General features: G+C 36.1%; 28 protein-coding genes. 10 read left to right on the forward strand and 18 right to left on the reverse strand.

The features are described 5' to 3' along the window. Positions 1 to 367: 367 nt before the first annotated feature. The 7 genes from MKY88_RS13415 to MKY88_RS13445 form a co-directional block, all read right to left on the reverse strand. The gene (locus MKY88_RS13415; RefSeq protein WP_069481645.1) at positions 368 to 1,090 is read right to left on the reverse strand and encodes an SDR family NAD(P)-dependent oxidoreductase; all 723 of its coding nucleotides are present in this window, start codon (positions 1,088 to 1,090) and stop codon (positions 368 to 370) included. Positions 1,091 to 1,338: 248 nt separating this feature from the next. After that, positions 1,339 to 1,497, reverse strand: coding sequence for a hypothetical protein (locus MKY88_RS13420; protein ID WP_193832252.1), 159 nt, complete (start codon positions 1,495 to 1,497; stop codon positions 1,339 to 1,341). 206 nt (positions 1,498 to 1,703) lie between these two features. Further along, on the reverse strand, positions 1,704 to 1,991 hold the full coding sequence (locus tag MKY88_RS13425) for a hypothetical protein (RefSeq protein WP_069481646.1): 288 nt from the start codon (positions 1,989 to 1,991) through the stop codon (positions 1,704 to 1,706). Further along, the gene (locus MKY88_RS13430; RefSeq protein ID WP_340813895.1) at positions 1,973 to 2,953 is read right to left on the reverse strand and encodes an anti-sigma factor; all 981 of its coding nucleotides are present in this window, start codon (positions 2,951 to 2,953) and stop codon (positions 1,973 to 1,975) included. Before MKY88_RS13430 ends, MKY88_RS13425 begins: the two co-directional genes overlap by 19 nt. Before the next feature lie 2 nt (positions 2,954 to 2,955). Further along, the gene (locus MKY88_RS13435) at positions 2,956 to 3,432 is read right to left on the reverse strand and encodes a sigma-70 family RNA polymerase sigma factor (protein WP_340813897.1); all 477 of its coding nucleotides are present in this window, start codon (positions 3,430 to 3,432) and stop codon (positions 2,956 to 2,958) included. Positions 3,433 to 3,746: 314 nt separating this feature from the next. Continuing rightward, on the reverse strand, positions 3,747 to 4,592 hold the full coding sequence (locus MKY88_RS13440; protein ID WP_340813898.1) for an MBL fold metallo-hydrolase: 846 nt from the start codon (positions 4,590 to 4,592) through the stop codon (positions 3,747 to 3,749). A gap of 56 nt (positions 4,593 to 4,648) precedes the next feature. After that, positions 4,649 to 4,783 carry a hypothetical protein gene (locus MKY88_RS13445; protein ID WP_269781038.1) on the reverse strand — a complete coding sequence of 45 codons (135 nt, stop codon included), beginning with the start codon at positions 4,781 to 4,783 and terminating at the stop codon, positions 4,649 to 4,651. A 325-nt stretch (positions 4,784 to 5,108) separates the two neighbouring features. Here MKY88_RS13445 and MKY88_RS13450 point away from each other — a divergent pair, with 325 nt between their 5' ends. From MKY88_RS13450 to MKY88_RS13460, 3 genes are all read left to right on the forward strand, one after another. Beyond that, positions 5,109 to 5,618 (forward strand): DUF3231 family protein, encoded by a 510-nt coding sequence (locus MKY88_RS13450; protein WP_336636689.1) that lies wholly within the window; start codon positions 5,109 to 5,111, stop codon positions 5,616 to 5,618. Positions 5,619 to 5,830: 212 nt separating this feature from the next. Continuing rightward, positions 5,831 to 6,043 (forward strand): RNA polymerase subunit sigma, encoded by a 213-nt coding sequence (locus MKY88_RS13455; RefSeq protein ID WP_340813901.1) that lies wholly within the window; start codon positions 5,831 to 5,833, stop codon positions 6,041 to 6,043. Between the two features lie 226 nt (positions 6,044 to 6,269). After that, entirely contained in the window at positions 6,270 to 6,611 is a 342-nt protein-coding gene (locus tag MKY88_RS13460; RefSeq protein WP_258269252.1) for an ATPase, read from the forward strand. Positions 6,612 to 6,718: 107 nt separating this feature from the next. Here MKY88_RS13460 and MKY88_RS13465 read toward each other — a convergent pair whose 3' ends face one another. Continuing rightward, positions 6,719 to 7,087 (reverse strand): DUF6713 family protein, encoded by a 369-nt coding sequence (locus MKY88_RS13465; RefSeq protein ID WP_340813903.1) that lies wholly within the window; start codon positions 7,085 to 7,087, stop codon positions 6,719 to 6,721. A 177-nt stretch (positions 7,088 to 7,264) separates the two neighbouring features. On the opposite strand from MKY88_RS13465, the gene MKY88_RS13470 reads away from it, so the two are divergent. After that, entirely contained in the window at positions 7,265 to 7,465 is a 201-nt protein-coding gene (locus tag MKY88_RS13470) for a hypothetical protein (RefSeq protein WP_258269251.1), read from the forward strand. A gap of 112 nt (positions 7,466 to 7,577) precedes the next feature. On the opposite strand, the gene MKY88_RS13475 is transcribed toward MKY88_RS13470, so the two are convergent. Continuing rightward, positions 7,578 to 8,660: a DNA alkylation repair protein gene (locus MKY88_RS13475; protein WP_328200593.1), complete on the reverse strand. Its 1,083-nt coding sequence runs from the start codon at positions 8,658 to 8,660 to the stop codon at positions 7,578 to 7,580. A gap of 207 nt (positions 8,661 to 8,867) precedes the next feature. Here MKY88_RS13475 and MKY88_RS13480 point away from each other — a divergent pair, with 207 nt between their 5' ends. Then, a complete protein-coding gene (locus MKY88_RS13480) occupies positions 8,868 to 9,815 on the forward strand; it encodes a helix-turn-helix transcriptional regulator (RefSeq protein ID WP_328200592.1) in 948 nt (315 codons plus the stop codon). Positions 9,816 to 9,958: 143 nt separating this feature from the next. Here MKY88_RS13480 and MKY88_RS13485 read toward each other — a convergent pair whose 3' ends face one another. From MKY88_RS13485 to MKY88_RS13510, 6 genes are all read right to left on the reverse strand, one after another. After that, positions 9,959 to 10,204 carry a GNAT family N-acetyltransferase gene (locus MKY88_RS13485; RefSeq protein WP_328200591.1) on the reverse strand — a complete coding sequence of 82 codons (246 nt, stop codon included), beginning with the start codon at positions 10,202 to 10,204 and terminating at the stop codon, positions 9,959 to 9,961. Between the two features lie 156 nt (positions 10,205 to 10,360). Then, positions 10,361 to 10,702, reverse strand: a complete 342-nt coding sequence (locus tag MKY88_RS13490) for an aconitate hydratase (protein WP_069481658.1) — start codon at positions 10,700 to 10,702, stop codon at positions 10,361 to 10,363. Continuing rightward, positions 10,695 to 11,033 (reverse strand): YolD-like family protein, encoded by a 339-nt coding sequence (locus tag MKY88_RS13495; RefSeq protein ID WP_340813904.1) that lies wholly within the window; start codon positions 11,031 to 11,033, stop codon positions 10,695 to 10,697. The genes MKY88_RS13490 and MKY88_RS13495 overlap by 8 nt, the downstream gene beginning before the upstream one ends. A 10-nt stretch (positions 11,034 to 11,043) precedes the next feature. Beyond that, a complete protein-coding gene (locus MKY88_RS13500) occupies positions 11,044 to 12,303 on the reverse strand; it encodes a Y-family DNA polymerase (RefSeq protein ID WP_328200590.1) in 1,260 nt (419 codons plus the stop codon). After that, positions 12,300 to 12,521 (reverse strand): transcriptional regulator, encoded by a 222-nt coding sequence (locus MKY88_RS13505; protein ID WP_025117591.1) that lies wholly within the window; start codon positions 12,519 to 12,521, stop codon positions 12,300 to 12,302. The genes MKY88_RS13500 and MKY88_RS13505 overlap by 4 nt, the downstream gene beginning before the upstream one ends. A 513-nt stretch (positions 12,522 to 13,034) precedes the next feature. Beyond that, on the reverse strand, positions 13,035 to 13,472 hold the full coding sequence (locus MKY88_RS13510; protein WP_328200589.1) for a carboxymuconolactone decarboxylase family protein: 438 nt from the start codon (positions 13,470 to 13,472) through the stop codon (positions 13,035 to 13,037). A 322-nt stretch (positions 13,473 to 13,794) separates the two neighbouring features. Between MKY88_RS13510 and MKY88_RS13515 the strand changes: the two genes are divergently transcribed. Next, on the forward strand, positions 13,795 to 14,295 hold the full coding sequence (locus MKY88_RS13515; protein WP_069481662.1) for an Rrf2 family transcriptional regulator: 501 nt from the start codon (positions 13,795 to 13,797) through the stop codon (positions 14,293 to 14,295). A 102-nt stretch (positions 14,296 to 14,397) separates the two neighbouring features. On the opposite strand, the gene MKY88_RS13520 is transcribed toward MKY88_RS13515, so the two are convergent. Together MKY88_RS13520 and MKY88_RS13525 are read right to left on the reverse strand one after the other, a co-directional pair. After that, positions 14,398 to 15,024, reverse strand: a complete 627-nt coding sequence (locus MKY88_RS13520; protein ID WP_193832265.1) for a nitroreductase family protein — start codon at positions 15,022 to 15,024, stop codon at positions 14,398 to 14,400. 25 nt (positions 15,025 to 15,049) lie between these two features. Next, positions 15,050 to 15,454, reverse strand: coding sequence for an Ohr family peroxiredoxin (locus MKY88_RS13525; protein ID WP_328200588.1), 405 nt, complete (start codon positions 15,452 to 15,454; stop codon positions 15,050 to 15,052). Positions 15,455 to 15,605: 151 nt separating this feature from the next. Between MKY88_RS13525 and MKY88_RS13530 the strand changes: the two genes are divergently transcribed. The 4 genes from MKY88_RS13530 (at position 15,606) to MKY88_RS13545 (ending at position 19,569) form a co-directional block, all read left to right on the forward strand. Further along, positions 15,606 to 16,043 carry a MarR family winged helix-turn-helix transcriptional regulator gene (locus MKY88_RS13530; protein WP_419182560.1) on the forward strand — a complete coding sequence of 146 codons (438 nt, stop codon included), beginning with the start codon at positions 15,606 to 15,608 and terminating at the stop codon, positions 16,041 to 16,043. A 319-nt stretch (positions 16,044 to 16,362) separates the two neighbouring features. Then, the gene (locus MKY88_RS13535) at positions 16,363 to 17,181 is read left to right on the forward strand and encodes a MerR family transcriptional regulator (RefSeq protein ID WP_069481666.1); all 819 of its coding nucleotides are present in this window, start codon (positions 16,363 to 16,365) and stop codon (positions 17,179 to 17,181) included. Positions 17,182 to 17,243: 62 nt separating this feature from the next. Continuing rightward, positions 17,244 to 17,915 carry a DUF554 domain-containing protein gene (locus MKY88_RS13540; protein ID WP_069481667.1) on the forward strand — a complete coding sequence of 224 codons (672 nt, stop codon included), beginning with the start codon at positions 17,244 to 17,246 and terminating at the stop codon, positions 17,913 to 17,915. A gap of 232 nt (positions 17,916 to 18,147) precedes the next feature. Further along, the gene (locus MKY88_RS13545; protein WP_340813907.1) at positions 18,148 to 19,569 is read left to right on the forward strand and encodes a VanZ family protein; all 1,422 of its coding nucleotides are present in this window, start codon (positions 18,148 to 18,150) and stop codon (positions 19,567 to 19,569) included. A gap of 273 nt (positions 19,570 to 19,842) precedes the next feature. Here the strand turns inward: MKY88_RS13545 and MKY88_RS13550 are convergent, their stop codons facing one another. Further along, positions 19,843 to 21,123 (reverse strand): Na+/H+ antiporter NhaC family protein, encoded by a 1,281-nt coding sequence (locus tag MKY88_RS13550; RefSeq protein ID WP_328200584.1) that lies wholly within the window; start codon positions 21,121 to 21,123, stop codon positions 19,843 to 19,845. Positions 21,124 to 21,175 lie beyond the last annotated feature (52 nt).

A 21,175-nucleotide genomic window follows, 5' to 3' on the forward strand; every position in this document is an offset into this window, starting at 1 on the left:
ATGATAGATAGCCATATTGGAGCCATTTATCCAACCCAAATCACCAGACTAAAAACCTATTCCCCTTCCCCCAACCATAACAATATTTTCACATTTTCATATGAACCTCTATTCATGAACAATTAGAGAATGGGCGAAGGAGATTAGGGTAATGGTTATGGCTCTAAATCATCATTTAGTTTAATATTGTCGAGGCAAGCTTTATATCTAAATATTAAAAAAATCCGACACTTCTCTGATGATATTGTTCGCCTCTAATGTTCATAACTACTAATACCACTTATTGTGTAAAGGGTCACATTCCTCTTTGTGGCCCTTATTAATTCACACATATACAGTCAAAGCTTCTAACACTAATACGGGAACATCAAGCATTTACATCTGTTATGGCAGGGACATTAATTTCCTTGACACATGAAGCGGGTGATAAATTAACCACACATTGCACAATAGCTACAATATCTTGGACAGGGATACGTGTACCTTCATATAATTGAATGGCCTTTTCGGCTCCTTCCTCATAAGGGACTTCTGCTGCTAGCTCCCCAGGATTAATACAAGTGACAGAAATTTTGTCTTCTCTTAAATGTTCACGTAAAGCATTTGTAATGCCTCGTAAACCGAATTTAGATGTGACAAATGAAACCTGTGCATTGTTTGTATGGTCTAACCCTGCCGTTGAACCAATTAAAATAACCTTTCCATGTTTCGCTTGTCTTAAATTTGGTAAAAGTGCCTGAATATATGTAATAGTGGATGTTAGATTGATATTGATTAAATTTGAAATATCCTCGACTTCATCTCTATCAAATGAATAATCATCCTCGAAGCCACGCTTTTCCCAAACCCCAACATTATAAATTAATACATCTATAGCGATATCTTTTAATTGTTCTTTTAATGACGGTATTTGTTGTTGGCTAGACAAATCAATGGAAAGCCATTGACGATTTACGCCATCATTGATATCTAAACTTTTAGGTCGTGTACGTGAAACTACCCATACAGTATCCCCCTTCACGGGTAAGCCTTTTACAAAAGCGTCGCCTAACCCCTGACTTGCTCCGAATACAATAATATTTTTACTCATTTTTACCATCCTTTCAGTATCAGCATTAATTAGTAGATTATAGTAACTTTAACATTAAGTCCATTTTGAGCTAGACTTGGGTCATCAACATTAAAAACAATATGTATGAAATATGAACACGGAGATAGCCTATACTTGTTCGATGAGTCGTTATTAATAATGGCTTGGCAATAAAGCTTAAAAATAAAAAAACCAGGTACTCCGCAGAGCGTCTGGCTTCCTTGTATTGGATTGCGTTTTAAACATAGTTATTGGGGTAATTCAGAGGATTTTTCAAATTCTAGTATATACCCATCTATTTTTGCTTTTTCTAATACTTCCATATATTCTTCTTTTCTTTCATCAAGTCTAGAATCTTGTGTGTTTTGATAACCTGGAAATAGATTGTAATCTACTGGTTTACCCATAAGTCCACCTCTTATTCTCTATTTTTTTACTCATTATAGAATATATTGATATTTTCTGACAATTACTTTCGCTATTTTTGATTACATAGGCTGACATGACATTCCAACTGTCGACTTATAAAAAACTTGTATCTATACTTTATTACCTATACATATTATGTTTCAAAAATCTTACAACGCATAGGTTATGGCCATGCTTGCTTGTATTAAGGAAATGGAGTAATAGACCAGCCAACAAAAAATAGAACTGTCATAAACAAAATAAGATAGCCACCAATAAAGAGTCCCCACTTGCCTAGAGAACGACTGGGTCTCGAAAGGATCGCAATGAACCCAAAAACGATTGTCAAGGTAATGAAATTCTTACTTGTAAATGGAGCACCATAGCCAACGATAATCCAACTATTAACCATGATAAGCGTCCATAGGCCAGTGCTAACACTAGCCCATCCAAAAACGTTGAAAATAATCTTTTTTAACGCACCCAATTCCATAATTTAACCTCCCCTAGTTTCATATGCTTAATCATTGTTAGACTTTGTAGCTGTTCAACTTCAGCTTTTGGTCCTGTAACGACAACCCCATATGTTTTCATATCATGCTGTTTTAAATAATGGATTCTCTCTTTTAGGTCCAGATTTTTATGAGCGGAAACAGCAGTAGCCGTCTCCTCATAATCAACTAGAAAATTTAAGATGGATAAAAAAGTTTGTTCATGAGAAGTAGCACCTTTAAATGGCGACCAATTTGTTTGATCAGGTTGTACAGGATAGCCAATAGGCGATACAACATTCCCATTTGCACTTAGCATGGTGTCCTCTACTCCTGTATAGATTGCTGCCCATGTAACATCTACATTTGGCATGTGCTGAACAACTTGATCTACTGTATATAAATCATTGAAAGAAAGATACGCTTCTACAACGGTTTCATTGGGTAACCCTTTTAATTTTCTTTGCTCCTCAATTGTATTAAATTCTCCTCGATTATTAGGATGTACTAACCATTGGTTCGTTTCAGTTGGATATTTTGGATACAATTTTTCAAGTTTTGAAGTAATCTTCTTTCCCACTAAATTATTTAACATAAAGCGTGTATCATAATGCTTCACGGGGTAGACCTCGTCACCAATTTGCTTGTATTGCTCAAATGATAATCCCATTGAAAAGAGCGAGAATTCCATATCAAATTCAAGTTCCTCCAATGTCGTATTCGGTTCCGTTACATAAAGAGTCTGACTTGTCACATCCATTAAGGTTGTAGACTTTGTACCAAAAGCATAGTACAAAAAAGTTAGCATATAACAAGTTGGGACAATTAAAAGGGCAATCGTCAGTGTTGTTACAATCAGTTTCCACTTAGATGATGCAATGGCTTTTTTTATAACATTTGTTGAAGGTGCCTCCCCTTTTTCACTATTCTTTGCTTGCTGTAATAATTGTTTATAAGAATCCACCTTTATTCCTCCCTTATAATTAGTGCGCGCATTTTTTTGCGACCTCGCGCTAAATGACTTTTCACCGTATTCACATTTAATTGCAAGATGTTTGCAGCTTGCTCATTTGTACAGTCATGTACATCACATAACAAAATAATTTGCTTTTCGATTGGTTTAATTTGTTCTAGTAGGTTGATTAATTTCAAATAAGCATCTTGTTCGACTATGATTTGCTCCGGTGTATTGGAATGAATTTGATCAATTTTATCGGAAGTTACATACCGCTTCTCTTTTCGTGTACTGTCGATATATGTATAGTAAGCTACTTTAAAAAGCCAAGGTTTGATGTCTTGAATTTCTTGGCCAAGAAGGGTAATATGCGCTTTTGTAAATGTATCCTGAAGCAAATCCTCCGCTGCACTATGATTTTTCGTAAGTGAATATAAATAGCGATATATATCATTCATATAGGTGATATATATTGTTTCAAGTTCCATCTCTTCCCACCTTTCAACCTATCCTCGTATAAAGGTCACAAAAGGTTGCAAATAATTTAAAATTATTTTAAATGTTTACTTCAAAAAAGTAGTAACACATCAAAAAACGGCAAAAATTCATACATAATAAATGGATTTTGCCGTTTTATCTATTTTAGAAATCAGTCAGTTTACTTAGAAACACTATTGCCAGACAGTCAAATTCTCTGTATAGCAAAACAGTGCCTTACAAACTTCTTCAATGTTCATAAAAGACATAGCTAATGCCGAGCTATTTAATGTGACAAGACAACGCTACGTTTTTCAAACATAAATTAATGAAGATATTTACCTTGTTTTGGGAGAGCAATTTGTTCAAAATTATCTACAAGTTTTTTTAATTCTCTTGTCAATTCTTTACCTTCCATTGGTAATCCATGACCCGTGATCGCAACAGATGGTTTTAATGCTTCTAATTTTTCAACAGACTTTCGAGCAGCTTGCCAATTCGTTGTTAGATATCTAGGTGGACCACTAATTTCCTTTGTCTGTGTAATAACTTTATAAAGGGATTCTTGTTTGACAGTCACAAATGCATCTCCAACAATAAGAGCTTTATCCTTTTCGCGATATAATGATATATGCCCCGGAGTATGCCCAGGAGTGTGAATCCATTGGAAACCTTGCATAAATGGTACACTACCATCTGAAGGAATTGCTTGAATGTTCTCCCCTAAATTAATGGCTTCGTTTGGAAAAAGAGGCGACATTTTTGCCACCAACCCGCTACTTACAGCAGGGTCAGCTTCTGGATAGCTTTCTGTTCCAGTTAAATAGGGCATTTCCAAAGCATGGGCATAGACAGGGACATTCCATCGGTTTATTAGTTCGATAATTCCTCCCACATGATCAAAATGCCCATGCGTCAGAATAATCGCTTTAGGCCGAGCATTGGGACCAAAACGTTTCTCAACTACTGAAATTATCTCCTCTGCGCTTTTGGGCATTCCTGCATCAATGAGCACAAATTCTTTTGTATTTGGGTCACCATAAAGTACAATATTCACAATTCGAATAGTATATTGATATAAATCAGGCACTACTTCTAGACCAACGCCACTCCCAATAGAAGTTGCCGGAATAAATTTATAGTCATCACCATAATTTAAATCTTTGTCCATATAAACCCTCTTTCTTTATAAATGAAGCCACAACCCGAGGATTGTGGCTTCATCTCTTACTTCTTTTCTATATTAGGAAATGGCTGTTCTTTTTTTTGCTCTTTTTCCTCTTTTATTTCGAGTTCTTCTGGATTCAATTCCATTCCGATTTCCTCTTGCTCTAATTCATTCTTTTGCTTTTCTTTTGTCAATTCATTCACCTCCAATAAGTTTTAACTTATCCTTCTGGTGACATTCTATACTTTTAACTTTATGTTTTCATATAAATATAACGTATAATTTGACAATAAACAGCCAATATAAAACTGCGTAGTGTCTCACTACTTAAAGAGCTGCAGTGATTTCGATCGCTGTGGCTTCTATTAGTGAATGCAATAAATTTTCTTGTCGGCTAGATACTGGTATAACAAAAATTGATACCTCAAATAATTTTTTAAAAATGGGTATTCCATTTCCCTTTTCACTCATACTACTCTTGGTTAAAAAAAGGTGAAAACCAGAAAAGGAAGTGAAAGTATGGGTATTCTTGGTGGAAATCCAAAAGATGAACCATTGCATTACGGTGAAGTTTTTAGTGTTTGGTCAAGTTTAATTGCAGACTATGGTATGATTTCTGGCTATCAAACGTTTTATAATCACGCTGGAGATGAAGATCTAAAAAAAATCATTGAAGATATCGTCGAAACATGTAAAGAAGAAGTAAAGCAATTAGAAAAGATTTTAAAAACAAATGGGATTGCTTTACCTCCAGCTTCACCTGAAAGACCTGTAGCAAGATTGGAAGACATTCCACCTGGCGCAAAGTTTAATGATCCGGAAATAAGTGCTGCACTTACCGCTGACGTTGCTGCTGGATTAGTTGCATGTAGCCAAGCTATGGGTACTTCTACACGAGAAGATATCGCTTTAATGTATGGTCAATTCCATATGGCAAAGGCTCAACTTGGTGCTAAACTTTTACGCTTGAATAAAAATAAAGGCTGGCTTGTTCCACCACCATTACATGTGAATTACCCAGAAAAATAAAATTAACTCTCTTTCCCCGAATCGAGGAATGTAAATGTATTATAGGCTGTAGCGTGTGACGACGTTACAGCTAGTTTTTTTTATGTATAAGTAATCACAAATGACACACACTATGATAGAGTGTATCGCACGCACTGATTAAGGCTGTGGCGCTAGTTGACCGTCGCAGCCTCCTTAGAGTGATTAGTACACCATTATAATTTACATAAGAGGTGTTTCGGTTGACCATATTAGGAAAATTACTGTATTTTGCTTTCCTTGTAACATTATTTTTAATTACTATGATTTGGGACTATTTCATAAATGATAATTGGGCTTTGCTCGAAAATTTATTTTTTTCCTTTTGGGTAGCGAGTTTTATATTTATGGCATTGCTACTTAGAAGTAAAAAAGATGACACAGAAAAAGCTAAAAATAGAAGCTGATTAGAATCATATCTAATCAGCTTTTTTCTATGTATAGTCCCCTCTTCATTACCCTTTTCACATTAGTTATTTCGATTTAAATATTGATAAATCTTCTACTAATCTACCCACCTATTTTTTAATCAAAGCTGAATGATGAATACAACTAGAGATTTAACAAGGAGCTACATATTATATAAAGGTAATCTGCAGATTATATATTTTCTAGTTGCAAGGAGGTGAATACATGCCTTTAACTACTGGTCCAATTGAAAACACAGGAAATCAACCAGCTAATGCAAGTAGTGTTCGTGTTAAAGTTCTTAATCTCACTGGAGGTTTGCTAACTGGCGTAGTAAGAGTTTTTAGATTAAACGGTTCGAGACAATTATTGTCCACTACACCTTTTGCGGCAGTTGCTAATGGTTCTACTTTTGTAACTCCAGCTGTTGGAAGTTCGCCTCAGTATGAAGTTGAAATTGTTCCCAATCAAAATGGCGGAATATATAGCGTTTATGGACGCACAGCTTCAGGTACTATCATTGCTGCCCAACGGTTTGTAAATTCGGAATTAACACAGATTTTCTAGATTTTAGTTCATGCCGAAAAGCCTTATACATTAGTATAGGGCTTTTCATTTTTTTCTTTGTACCAAAGGATAGCCTCCATTTAAATTTAATGCCTTAAAAGATGTGACTAAACATTTATTAAAAAGTATAAGTGGATGGCTGCAAGAATTCCCATCGGATAAATGATAGCTCTTGAAAACGAGTTTTTAAATCCATTTCGAGGATGTCTTTCAAATAATAGGTGTAGGATTGTATGTATGATAAAGAATATATCCAGAACCCAAAACGTTATTGTTTGATAGGGACTGAATAATAAGGAAAGAATAATGACATAAAGAAAAAGATGAATAACTGTGAATACTTGATAAGCCTTTGAATCTTTCATATCTTTTAATACGATAAATAATCGCCACTCCGAGCGCCTTATCGCATCCATTTCATGCAAAAGAAATATAGACAGGTTTAATAAAAAAAGGATTAGCAATAAATCAGGCATATAAAACCTCCTCATCTTTATACACCCTATGTTACTATAAAACCATTTTTCAAATTCCAAGTAAATCCTCTAAAATTTGTCGATATAAAGTCGTGAATAATGTTGAAATATGAGCTAGAATGTCAAATCACCCTTTTTATGATACAATTTACATATATTACGTAACGAGGTGATGGCGTGGAGGATAAAAAGTTAGTTTGCAAGTCCTGTGGTAGTAATTCTTTTACGATTGGACAAGTTGGTGGCGATTTTAATCAAGGTAATGTTAGACCTATTGATTCTGTCTTTTCAGTTGGCTCCCCGTTTATTTTTAACTTTTGTAAAGACTGCGGAGAAGTAGCGTCTATTAAGGTAGAAAAGCCACAATTTTTTAAATAATCTAGTTAAATGGGGTCACTCCCATCTCAGTGACCCTTAAGTGGTTTATTAGCCTCCAATATGTCTCTTCAATACTTTCATTAAAGTCGCTCATCCAACCAGTATGGTTACTTTAGCGTTCAACGCAAAATTCTGTTGTAGCTAGCTCCTTTCCATTTATTATTACCGCTAGCTTATGTTGACCTGGATAATGCTTTCGGGTTGTTAAATCATGAAAATGGTGATTCCGTGTATATTGGTGACTCTCTTTTTCGAAGGTGCGTTCCGTTATTTTGAATAGCTTCCTTGAAGTCGTTCCATTTGCTTTGACAAAATCTATCGCATATTCGATACGGAGCTTCTGTGGTGCTGTAGAATTAGTCTGAACTGTAAATGCAAAATCAAGGGTTTGTCCAATCGCCAACCTATCTTTTCCTAGCGCTAACTCATGGATTGTTACATCTGGAGAGTTGTCAAAGCCGAACAAGAAAAGTACCTCAGCATCTCCTTTTCTCAATAAACCTCGACATCCATGCTTAATAATCCAATCTGTTATTGAACTCTCTCCGTGCCATTCACGCGCAAGGCGTTTCACTAGTTCGGGATGGTCCTTGGAAATATCATTTACATTATTAGCGACACTTTTCTGTACATAGACAGATGGATCCTGTTTGAGCAGGTTCAATATCGGTAAGATTGGTGACGGGTCCAATTTGTATATTTCCAATGCCGATGCCCATGGTAACCTAGGGCGACACCCCTCACTAGCTAATCGTCTAATATGAGGATTAGAATGGCTCGCCCACTCTAACATTTGATTCATCATCTTTTGAGGGTCCTTTAAAATAAAAGGCCGAACAGCAAACTCTGCGCTGGAGAATTCCGTAAACACTTCTAATCCATGAATGGAGGTTTGCCAATCATCTAGTCCATTTACTTCTACAAAATCAGGTAAAAATAAATATTCCACTCCCTTACACTTAGGTGCAATTTTCATCAATATTGATAATGCCTCACAGTAGGATGTCGGCAAAGTTGTCCTTAAAGAAGTACTGATATGCCTAATACGCTGTTTGAATTTTTTCATTTCCCAATCGTCATCATGGATTAAATCCATGAACTTATGTGAATCAAAGGCAGGGTATTCAGCCTGTAATATAGTTATAAATTGATGGAAGAAATCTGTTGTATATTTACCCTCAAATGTGTCAGCCATGACCCATCCCCCTTTTCGTTAACATCACTTCCACTTCAAAGTTGTGTTTGTCTTGTGCCATTTTTTCTCCTTTTATGCTCTTCATGATGTGGTCAATGTACTTTTTATTAAAAGTTCATAAACATTGACTTCCAGTTTTACTATACCGGATAATAGTGACAACTACTGTCACTATTAATTTAGTTTTTTAATGAGGAGGAGCTTTTGATGCACAAGGCGCAAAGACTTATTCAGCTCATGATGAAGGTCAATGAACGTAAAAAATTTACCATTCAGGAGATGGCTGAAGAATGTGGTGTTTCACGCCGAACAATGATTCGTGATTTAATGGAACTGAGTGAACTAGGTGTACCGCTTTATTCCGAAGCTGGGCCTAATGGTGGTTATCGTGTTTTGCATGAAAAAGTGCTGCCACCTATTAGCTTTACCGAACACGAGGCAATTGCATTGTTCTTTGCTTGCCAATCATTACATAATTACAAAGCTCTCCCCTTCAAAAATGAAGTAAAAACGGCATTGGATAAATTTTTCTACTTTTTATCAAGTGAGCTAAAGCAAAAGATTGAAAGTATGCAGCAACGTCTTTTATTTTGGGTGCCTCCGCATGAATTAGAAGTGCCCTTTTTAAAGGAATTACTGGAGGCTGCACTTGAACAGCATGTTGTCACAATTTTGTATGAAGCGGCCACTACTAAAAATAGAACTATTCAACCTCTTGGAATCTATACGATGAATGGGCTTTGGTACTGTCAGGCTTATTGTTTCCTAGCAGAGGATTATCGAGTATTTCGCATAGATCGGGTGAAAGATTTTTCTTTAGCTGAAGATCAAAGCCTGAAATTGGACATGACAAATGAGCACATCAAGTCGTGGATCGTGCCAGCGAATGAAGAACATATGTTAGATCTTGAGGTTGAGTTAACACCAGAAGGAGTAAGACATTGTCAATCAGAACTATGGTTATCCCAGTGGATGGAGCTTCGTGAGAATGGATACGGGAAGATACTCGCAAAAGTGAACTCTTCCTTTACACCGTGGTTAGTCCATTTTTTTCTAGGCTTAGGCATGGAGGCCAATGTAAAACATCCCCCAATAGTACGGGAGCAAATTAAAAGTAAGCTACAGGAACTTATGAAGCAATACAATGAAGAATAAAAACCAGATTCTCAGTGAGCACCTGGTTTAATCTTTTTTGCCGTAGCTTCAAATATTCATGTTCATTTTTCTACTTATCCCCTTCATTCCTATATGTTCGTAAAATGCAATTGCATTGGCATTAAATTCCCAAACATTTAATTCTATAGATGTAGCTCCCCTTGCTTTTGTAGAGTCTTTCTCACACCAAAATCATGAATATAGGCATATTTACGTCGTACCAAAGATTGAAATGTAGGTGAATGTTCAATGCTTATTATTGCCAATCCTACAACTAATTCATCGTTCTTGGCGATAAAAATACGACTGTTTTGATCTTCAAGTAAGTCTTTAAAATAAGATTCTGGCATAACCGATTCAACACTTTTAAAAATGGCTGGTTCTTCCATAACATGGGAACATGTTCTTCGTGCCCTTCTCTCACAAGACTATTCACGGCATAATAATCCTTGCTAGTAGCTGTACAAATAGAAATGCTCACAGTTATCATCCCCCAAAATATCCCTTTTGGTATATTGTAACTTATGACTCATTTTGAAAACCAATCATTTATCGAGATAACGGAGGACGAGCTTTTCAACCTGTGTCTTCAAAGCCTGGTTAGCATAGCGGAGGACTACATCATTACCTGCCGTTGCAATTTGGACATCGCTAAAATATTCATCCACACGATGCCAGCCTACCACTCGTATATGTTGCTGGTTAAGCTGCCTTTTGAGATCAAAATACTCTTGACGTAAATCTTTTAATAATGCATCCATTAAAGGTACAAACACGATTTTCATTTTAAATTGTTCAGCAAATCGGTAATCATGCTGTACTGATTTTACAGCTAATTCCAACAATAAATACTTGTGTAATAGCTGGCGTTGTTCAGCTTTAATCATAATAATCAGCTTCTAGTTGAGCTGATTGAATATGCTGGATTGGAACACGTCTCGTTGTCAATAGTGTTTCAAGTAACAGTTCGTTTGTAGATAGGTTAATGGCATGAATGATTCCCGTCCAATGCATGATTTTTCCATCGTTCCAAACATTTAATTGAACATCTTGCTGCTGATGATAGGCTGTATCGATTGTTTGCTGTAACTCTTCCAGTTCCCATTCTGTCAGCTCTCTTGGTTGCGCTGTATAGACTTCTTTGCATTCCCTTAGCAGGTCCAAATGCTCCGGCATCATCATAGATGCCCATTTTATATTACCTCTGTCTTTTATCATCCAATCACTCCTATGCCAAATGACCACCAACTAAGCGATCACGCTTGATGGCTGTCCCTGCCCCGGTAAACGAAACCGCTCGTAACAACGCTGTTGCTCCAAACCTGTTGCGTATGGCATCCATCGTAGGTCCGATGAGCTGCCGTTGTGGTTTTCTTTCATCAAATAAATCCAATTGGATACTATGCTCCCTCTCAAGATTGGATATTCTTACCGATAACTGCCTTGCCGGTTCTCCCGCAAAGTGTTCATCCAGCAATTCTATGCACGTTTTATACATGACAAGTGTTTCATTTGTTGGTGTATCAATCGTTCTAGATCGATGAAACCCTTTGGTCATCGCATTCCGACTATATGAAAGACCCAGGCTAATTGTACGACCAACAAAACCAGCATCTCTCGCTCGCTTCATGACATCCTCACACATTTCTAATAGCACTACCGATAGATCTTTTCGTGTATGATAATCTCTCATTAACATTTGACCCTTTCCAAAACTTAATGCTCCATTAGTAATTAACGGTTCCCCTAGCTTTGATAGATCGATTCCCCATGCATGATGATATAGCTGATTGCCCATCACACCAAATTGCTCTTCTAAATCATTCAAATCTGCATTGGCCAACCCACCAACTGTTTGAATCCCCAACTTATTTAGGTTGGCTTCCATCTGTTTGCCGATTCCCCACATTTCGGACAAGGGTCTGACTGGCCAAAGCTTTTTCGGTATATCATCGTACGTCCATTGAGCAAAACCCGTTTTCTTTGCTTCAAGGTCCAATGCCAATTTAGCCATTAGCATATTGGGACCTAAGCCAACAGCACTTGGTACATTATATTGATCCAAAATGGCGGCCTGTATTTCTCGAGCTGCTTTTTCAGGTGATCCCCAAAGCTTTTCAGTACCTGTTAAATCGACAAAGCTTTCATCTACACTGTAAACATGTATGGCATCTACAGGAACATAATTAGCGATGAGCCTAGTAATAGTCATGGACATCTGTATAAAAAAGGACATTTTAGGTTCAAATAATTGGATATCGGGATGTTTCGGAATTTCGTAACGTCTACTGCCAGTCTTGATTTTATATTTTTCCTTCATCAATGGTGATGCAGCAAGGACTACACTGCCTGGTTGGTCGAAATTGGCTACTACAGCGACAGGTGTTTCTAAAATATCAATCCCATGTAGCATAGCGATACAGCTGGCATAAAAGCACTTCATATCTATACACATAATAGGTCTATTCGGCATTTCCCCATAGTTCATACAACCTCACGCTCTTTTCGGAAAACAGGAGTAACCGCGAGAACATTTCTGATGATAAAGGAACGCTTTGCTTGCCTCGTAAAACAAAATGCTTGAAATGAATCGCCAACAATTTTAATGACTCTTACACGTCTTTTTGTGACGGAACCATTTTTGGCTATATACATAATGTCCACTAGTTGATTGCGCTGCATAGCTTTAATCAGTTGCTCTCTCATCGTAGTTTCCTCCACTATCTCTCAAAATTTTGGTGTACCTTTAGTTTCCATTCCTACAACTAGTAACAGCTTCAGGGAACCCAACTTTATCCAATTCCATGAATGGATTTCCCTTCACTTATCATATGTAAGAACATTTGTTTGTATACATATTAGAACAAATGTTTGTTTTTTGGCAAGATGAAATTTTTGGAAACAAAAAAACGAAAAAAAATAAACTAAAATTTTAACATTCACTTTCATTTGTACGATAGGGTTTACCACTTATTTAAAGATGAAATTGCAGAAAAACGTGGAAGTATAATGGAAATTTGCTGAAGTGATATTAATATTGGAGATGAAACAGCTATTGGAGCTCACCATGTTTGCTCAACGCAAACATGAAAAATGTGACGTGGAAAATGAATTAACCATCAATTCATTAGATCATATCGAGAAAGCTGATTTCCAATTAAATAAAAAAGCAGAAATGCTGGTTTATCAACATTTCTACCTACTAACAAATCCTTTATATTATTCTGCGAAGTTGCCCATAGCAATCGAGATTCTATTCCAGCTGTTGATTTGGTTAATTAGAATGACTAAATCTACATATTCTTTCTCTGTATAATAATTACGAACTCGTTTATATAAATCATCAGGTACACGCATTTCAGACACTAAAGTAATGTGTTCGGTTAACTCTAAAGCGACCTTTTCTTCTTCTGAATAGAATGTACATTCTCTCCAAGCACTTATGCAGAATAGACGCTGTTCAGTTTCCCCCATTTTTTTTGCATCAGCAGTATGCATGTTCATACAGAAGGCACATCCATTTATTTGTGAAGCACGGATTTTAATTAGCTCACGAAGTTTTCTATCGATACCATTCTTTTTCGTGTATTTCTCCATTTCCATCATGATCTGCATGGCATCAGGTGCAATATGATAATAATCCATACGTTGTTCCATGTTACATTCCTCCGATTCAATTAAATTCCTTGATTGATGATCGTTTAGTAAAATTCATTCTTATTCAATCACGCCATTCTTGGGCATGAAGAATTTGAAAATTATTTGTTCCGATTAAATTTACTTACCACACTGCCTCCCTACAAGAAATTAAAGATAATGATAATCGTCGATTAATCTAATCGTTGATTATTATTGTCTTTAATATATGCCTGTTTTTAATTTTTGTCAAATTGATTTAATTTAGATGAAGTATTTTTGAGGTATGATAATATACAAGGTACATGTAAGTTTTCTAAAGGGATTAGAAGTAGGTGAATAAATGAAATATAGTGTCATGGTAGAGTACGCATTACACAGCCTTGTCTATTTAATAGATGTACCACCAGAAGAAAGTATTGGAATCAAGGATTTATCAGAATTTCAAGGGCTATCAGAAACATATTTATCAAAAGTATTAGGTAAGCTATCTAAAGCCGGGATTGTCAGTTCAGTATCTGGTGTTAAAGGAGGATATAAGCTTAGTAAAAAGCCTGAAGATATTTCTTTTTGGGATGTTGTAAAAGCTGTAGAGGGTGAAAGTCCCATATTTCAATGTAAGAACATCAAAGCAAATTTTGCAAACCAAACTGGAAATTGTGATTCCTGTGCATCAGGTACATCCAATTGCACCATTAATATAGTGATGTTAGAAGCTGAAGAGCAAATGCGGAACTATTTACGAGGTAAAACAATTGCATGGTTAGAAGAAGAGCTTAATCGTACATTGCCAAGTGAACGTATAGCAATGGCAAAAGAATTCTTCCACAAGAAAAATAATTAAACCAAAACAAATACACATACCGAAACAAAGCACAGCCTCTTAGCGACTGTGCTTTGCTTTTGCTTTATTTACTCATCCCGCAATGAGCGAACTGCCTAAAAATTATTGATTAAATCTTACAAGGCGATCTATTGGAAGACGTGAAGAACCGTAAGCAGGTGCCGCCGCTTCACCAATTGCTAATAATAAAATAGGTATTTCATTTGCAGGTAATTTCATGTATTCCGCAAACTTAGCTTTATCAAACCCACCCATCGGAACTGTATCATAACCCATTTCTTTCGCTAATAACATAATTTGCATCGTTACTAAGCCAGCATCAAAATGGACGATGTTCTCTAATGTTTTTGTCGAAGCTGACCCATACATTGTTAATGCGTCCTGAGCCAGTTTTTTCGCAATCTCTTCTGGCATATAGCCTAACTCCACATTTTTTGCATAGATTTCCTCAGCATTTACATACATCTCAATATCTCCAATGACAGCAATAATAGCAGAGGCTGTTTCGATCTGCTCTTGATTAAATGAAAAGAAATTAATATTCTTTTGGATTTCCTTATCATCAATGACGATAAATCGCCAAGGCTGCATATTGCTCGAAGAAGGCGCTGAAATAGCATCTTGTAGTAGCTGCATGATTGTTTCACGAGATATTTTAGTATTCGCATTGTATTTACGAACAGATTTACGCTCCTGCATAATTTGTTTTAGTGTTGAAGTTGATAGCATATGATTTCCCTCTTTTTCAAAAAATTTAAACTGCTTTAATTGTTACATCAATATTTCCCATTGTCGCTTTTGAATAAGGACATACAGTATGTGTTAGCTCTAATAATTGCTGTGCCTCTTCCAGCGTTACCCCTTCAATATGTCCTTCGATATTCACAGAAAGTACATAATCAAAAGCAGCTTGCTCCATTAACTTAACGGTTACTTGAATTGTTGATGCATTTTTAAGCTTTTTTTGGCGTTTAATCAAATCTAACGCACTATTAAAGCAGGCACTATACCCCGCAGCAAATAATTGCTCTGGGTTTGTTACATTGTCTAATTTTGAGCCTGGTGGTGCAATTTTTAAAGACAGGGATTGATCCTCTGCATAGGATGTGCCACTCCGCCCACCCTCATTAATCATAGTCGTTGAGTATAATTCTTTCATAAACGAAAACTCCTTTTCTATATCCATTATTTTAAATTGCACACAATTTAATTTTTACAAATTGAATTGTACACAATTTAATTGTGTTTGACAAGTAGGAACTTTATTTTTAATATAAATGTTAATAGAAGAACATGAAGAGGGGATTTTTATGCCTAATCATTTAGATAATCAACTATGCTTTCTTTTGTATGCCACATCAAAGGAAATCATTCGACACTATACATCATTATTGAAGCCATATGATTTAACTTATACAGGCTATATCGCCATCTTAGCATTGGAGGAAAACGAACAAATAACGGTAAAAGAATTAGGACAACGTTTATTTTTAGATTCGGGTACATTAACACCATTGCTAAAAAAATTAGAGGCAAAGGGTTATATTTGTCGTGAGCGTTCCAAAGATGATGAACGACAAATGCAAATCTATTTAACAGAGGTGGGCAATGATGTTCGTCGCAAGCTACCTGAGGTATCACGCCAAGTCATGCAACAATCAAATATTTCAGAGCAGCAATTTATACAACTAAAAAATGTTCTTCAAGACATCATACACAATGATTGGACCATGAAAAATAAAAATTAAGCAATGAATAGTATCACCTAAAACTTTAGATTCATGCTAGTAACAATCATTTTATACAATTAACGATAGAACCGTATTTGCACTACATCTCATCCAACTACGGTTCTTTTCAACATATCTGGGCAATTTGTAAAACACATTCACTTATCTCCCCTCTCTAATCTGGCGGTCCATACCCTACCCGAAATAATGGCTTCTTTTTTTGTCCAAACAAACTCGACAGCATATCGATGCTCTCGTACAATACCTAATTTTTATCGGGCTCGGACAAAATCAAGTACTATAATGATAATAGGACGTTTTTTAAAGGAAGATATAAATGAAAAATAGATTTTCAATTGGTGAAATGGCTAAGCTCCATAAAACAACTATAAAAACCCTTAGATATTATGATGAAATTGATTTATTAAAACCCATGCACACAGATAAAAACAACGGCTATAGATACTATTCAACAGAACAATTTGAGCAATTAAATACTATCAACTATTTAAAGGAATTAGGCTTTTCATTAAAGGAAATTAAAGGACATTTAGATCACAGGGATATCGACGACTTTTTGCATCTCTTAGAGGAACAGAAACGATTAACCGAAGAAAAGATTCAAGAACTGGAACGAATTAATCGAAGGTTCCAAGATCGAATTAAGGATATTAAATGGGCACGAGAGATAAAGGCATTGGGAGTCCCATTCATAATGGAAAAACAAGAGCGAAGAATCGTACGATTAATGGAAAAAATCAGTTCCGAGCATCAACTGGAAATTTCTTTGCGACAATTAGAGAATTTGTCGAATATGAATTCTTCTATATTTATTGGGGGCGTTGGCCTAACCGTAAGTATTCGTCATCTATTAAATAACCAGTTTCATGAATACAACTCAATATTTATTTTAGTCGAGGAGGAGGATAGGCATAGTCCTTTATTGGCCACGCTTCCTGAAGGAAAATATGCCTGTATTTATTTTAACGGCAATCATAATCATTCTCCCGCACATTATAAAGCCTTACTGAATTTTATTAAAGATCAAGGTTTCCAAGTGATTGGAGATTCCATTGAAAGAACCATAATTGACCATTACATTTCAGGAAGTAAAGAAGATTATTTGACAGAAATACAAATACCAATAAAGTCTTGACCCTCCCCTTACCGGAGGGTTTATTTTTTTACGTAAGAACACTTTTTTAAGGAGAATGAATTATGTTAGGAACAATATTTAATACAATGATGATTATAGTCGGAAGCATCATTGGAAGTATTTTTAAAAATGGGATAAAAGATGAATACCATCAAATCCTCATGCAGGCCATGGGATTAGCAGCAATGGGATTAGGAATAAATGCTCTAGTTCAACATTTACCTTCCAGTAAATATCCGGTACTTTTTATTGTCAGTCTAGCTATAGGCGGATTATTAGGACAAAAACTTAATTTAGAATCAAAATTTAATGCTTTAGTGAATAAATACTCTAAGGGGAATTTAGCTGAAGGATTATCGACTGCGATTTTATTATTTTGTATTGGGTCATTATCTATATTAGGTCCTATAGAGGCTGCATTAAAGCAAGATTATACATATCTGCTCACGAATGGTATATTGGATGGAATTACTTCGGTTGTTTTAGCCACTACATTTGGTATTGGAATAGCTGTTGCAGGTATTGTACTATTTCTATGGCAAGGTTCCATTTATTTAATAGCTAGTTTAATGGAGAATTCCATCAATAATGATCTTCTAAATGAATTGACGATTATAGGAGGTATATTGATATTAGCGTCTGGTTTAAGTATTTTAGGCATAAAAAAATGTAATACCTTAAATCTTCTGCCATCATTAATAATCCCTATTATTGTATTTTTGTTTATACATTAAAGAGCGATCAAACTCCTTATTAACAATCAAGTTTATTGTCTATAACGAACAAGCTAACTGCCCAAGCACAAAATAATTGCGTGCTTGGGCTTTCCCTTTTCTTAAGAAATCTTCATAAATATTCTCTCTAATTATTAATAATTTCCATTTACAATAATGAAGGTCGACATTACTGAGAATTATCTGGCATATAGCATTTGAAAATCATCATCAGAAAAAGGAGTATCACATCTTGGGAATTACTGAAATCATGAGCAACATCAAAATTTTGATGCTGCCCGTCATCATAATTATTGGCCTTGAATTTTTACTAATTGGACTTTATTTCTTTTATTATCAAAGACGACGATCAGATCACCAAAAACAAATTCCTGTAAAGAAGCTTCTTCTTGGTGCAATCTTTATCGGATATATTGTATTTGTTTTGGAGCTAACAGTGATTGGCCGTGGCACTTCACATTTCATGCAGTTGAACCTTCAGCCATTCAGCGGTTATATAGACGCGTGGAAAAAATACTCTTTACGTGATCTCCAAAATTGTCTATTTAATATATTAATGTTTGTACCATTAGGAATGCTTTTACCTTTAATTATGGCTAAATTTAAAGAGTTTAAGTGGCTTCTTCTAGTAGTTGTAGGTGCGACAGCCTCTATCGAAACTTATCAGGCACTTTCAGGAGCAGGGATTTTTGAGCTTGATGATTTAATCAATAACTCACTTGGCGGTATTATTGGCTACCAATTATACAAACTTGTCGCTTCTATTGTCCATAACAAAAAGGTAAAGGTGAAAACACTGATTGGAAACCTTGCTATACCTCTATTGATGGGCTTAATCTTTATCGTTATGAACATTGTCTACGCCCAACAGGAGTTTGGTCATCTAGCAATAAACGCATATACAAAATCAAAAATGTCAGATGTTCATGTATCCACATCATTGGAATTAAGCGCAGCACCCATCGTTGCTCCTGTCTATAAGAAAATCATTCAAGAGGATGACGTAAAAGACCTATTACAACAGAAACTAGGATTATCAGAGATGAATGCATCTGATGCCAAGGACAATGACGAAACGCTAGTGGAAGATAAGAATGGGGTCCCGTATACATTGGTTACAAATAATTCAGAGGGACAATGGTGGTTAACCGAGAATAATTATACGCCGGAGCAAACTTCAGCTGAAGGGCAAGAAGAAAAGGCGAAGTCATTGATGGATGAACTTTCTATACTACCACCTCAAGATGCAGAATTTGCTGTACAGGAGAATGGTGAATTTGAATGGACATTACCAGACCGTCCTGATGTAAATAAAGATTACTGGACTGGAGATGCCAGTCTTGGCCTAAAGCCGGATGGTCACATCTATTCATTAACATACAGTCTTCATGAAAATCAATTTATACGGGAGGTAAATATACTGTCTCCTGCAGAAATATATGAACGAATAAAGGAAGGCGATTTTCCTCAAATAAAGTATAACGCACTCGTACAGGAGGAAGACCTGATTATAAAAAAAGGAGACCAAATTGAGATTGAATCGATTGAGCTTTCGTATATGTATGATACAAAAGGATTCTATCAGCCCATATACAATGTTTCTGGCAAGTTCAACGACAATGATTGGTTTACTTTAATTCAGGCAAGAAAGTAACAGCTCGTTCCAAATACTTAAGCAAAGCCCAGGCTTCAATTAATAGAGCAACTGGGCTTTTTTATTTTCGACTGTAAGGGGCTTCGATGACGAAAAATCAAATCTATGAGCGTGAACAATTAGAAATGTTAACGAATGATCAATTAGGTTTAGAGAGCATCTATCTTCAAAGAGTATGTTGAATTTGGTAGTATATTACCAAATACTAAAAATGACAAAAGTCATCGAGAGTGAACTTCTCAACGGCTTTTGTCTACAGTCTGAAAATAAAGTTTAGGCTTTCTTTTTTTTCGGGTATCCAATGAGTATCGCTATCACACCACAAATACCAATAAGAATTGGATAGAAAGAGTACGGCAAGATACTAACTGGCGATATTTTAGCTACGCTTGCGGCTACAAGGAATTGGGCTCCGTATGGGAGAAGACCTTGGACTGTACAGGAGAAAATATCTAAAATACTTGCGGACTTTCTCGGCTCAATCTCATACTGGTCAGCAATATTTTTGGCAAGCGGCCCGGCAATTAAAATAGCAATTGTATTATTAGCCGTAGATAAATTAGTTAGACCCACAAGACCAGCTATACCAAATTCAGCACCCTTCTGCGATTTAATCCTGCGCGTTGCAAGACGGAGCAAAAAGTCAATTCCACCATTAAATTTAATAACCTCCACCATTCCAGCTATTAATATAGCTAGAAAGGCGATTTCATACATCCCTTCCATTCCTTCGCCAATCTTTTGTATAAGGCTCATTATGTGATAGCTGCCATCTGCTAAGCCAACAGCACCGGCGAGAATAATCCCTAATGCAAGAACGAGGAAAACATTCATTCCAGATAACGCTAAAATAATAACTAAAACATAGGGAATAATTTTTATCCAATTATAGCTTAGATGCTCTACTTGAGCTGCTTCCCCGGATGTCATAAACCCTAAAATAATGCTTGTGATAATAGCTGCCGGCAATACAATCCAAAAATTGACCTTAAATTTGTCCTTCATTTGCGCGCCTTGTGAACGAACGGCAGTAATAGTAGTATCTGAAATAAAAGATAAATTATCACCAAACATCGAACCGCCTACAACCGCTGCCATCACTAAAGCAATAGATAGCTCCGTAAGATCGCTTATCCCAACTCCAATTGGCGCCAGCGCAACAATCGTCCCCACTGATGTACCCATGGATAGAGAGATGAAACAGGCAATGATGAATAAACCTACGATAAGCAGGTTTTGCGGAATAATCGATAAAGCAAAGTTAACAGTGGAATCTACGGCCCCCATCCCCTTCGCTACCTCTGAAAATGCCCCTGCTAATAGAAAAATAATAACCATCAGCATGACATTTAAATTTCCCGCACCTTGGCAAAAAATATCAACCTTTCGGGAAAACGATTCTTTTCGATTCATCGCTAGAGCTACAGCACCCGAAATGCTGATGGCTACAATGACAGGGAACGCATAAAAATCACCCATTATAACCCCTGAACCAATAAATAAAATCATAAAAACAACAAATGGGATTAGCGCCCATGGATTCTCTTTCTTCATTGTCTACCTCCAAAAATTAAAAATCAGCCATGTTTTTTATTTTTTCACCATA

Source organism: Lysinibacillus sp. FSL R7-0073 (assembly GCF_038009065.1).
GTDB classification, from domain to species: Bacteria; Bacillota; Bacilli; order Bacillales_A; family Planococcaceae; genus Lysinibacillus; species Lysinibacillus fusiformis.